This window comes from Anaerobutyricum hallii DSM 3353 (genome assembly GCF_000173975.1).
GTDB lineage: Bacteria > Bacillota > Clostridia > Lachnospirales > Lachnospiraceae > Anaerobutyricum > Anaerobutyricum hallii.
This window is the reverse complement of record NZ_ACEP01000150.1, coordinates 1-1,009: the sequence shown is the minus strand read 5'-3', so window position 1 is coordinate 1,009 and position 1,009 is coordinate 1. Positions and strand designations below refer to the sequence as shown.

Genomic DNA, 1,009 nt, shown 5'->3' with positions numbered 1-1,009 from the left:
GTTGTTATTTTAAGGAGGGGGATAGATTTGGATAAGATATATGCTGTAATCGACTTAAAATCATTTTATGCATCAGTGGAATGTGTGGAAAGAGGCTTAGATCCTCTCACAACGAATCTTGTTGTTGCCGATAAGAGCCGTACTGAAAAGACCATATGTCTTGCCGTTTCTCCTTCTTTAAAAAAATATGGTATTCCAGGACGTCCTCGCTTATTTGAAGTAATACAGAAAGTGAAGAGGATTAATAAAGAAAGACAGGAAACTGCTCCGGGGCATAAATTCATAGGACAATCTTTTCATTCAGATAAATTAAGTGATCCTTCGGTTGCCCTGGCATATATTACAGCACCTCCGAGGATGTCATTGTATATGAAATATAGTACACAAATATATCAGATCTACCTTCGGTATTTTGCTCCAGAAGATATTCATGTATATTCGATTGATGAGGTTTTTATTGATTTGACAGGATACTTAACAAATTATCAGATGGGGGCAAAAGAATTAATTTCCAAAGTGATACAGGATGTATTAAAAGAAACAGGGATCACAGCTACTGCAGGGATTGGTACGAATCTATATCTTGCAAAGATTGCAATGGACATTATGGCAAAGCATGTGCCAGCAGATGAGTATGGGGTGAGAATTGCTTATCAGAAACAGGGATCACAGCTACTGCAGGGATTGGTACGAATCTATATCTTGCAAAGATTGCAATGGACATTATGGCAAAGCATGTGCCAGCAGATGAGTATGGGGTGAGAATTGCTTATCTTGATGAGATAACATATCGAAAGAAATTATGGGAACATCAGCCGATTACAGATTTCTGGAGAGTAGGGAAAGGCTATGCCAAAAAGCTTGCTGCATATCAGATTTACACGATGGGAGACATTGCCAGATGCTCTGTTGGCAAAGAAAAGGAATATCATAATGAGGAATTACTTTATAAACTATTTGGCATTAATGCTGAGTTATTGATTGACCATGCCTGGGGATATGAACCTTG

The 1,009-nt window shown here is 38.2% G+C and carries 1 pseudogene; it reads left to right on the top strand.

The features are described 5' to 3' along the window. Positions 1-21: 21 nt before the first annotated feature. Positions 22-1,009: pseudogene (locus tag EUBHAL_RS17345) on the top strand (Y-family DNA polymerase); the annotation flags it as partial.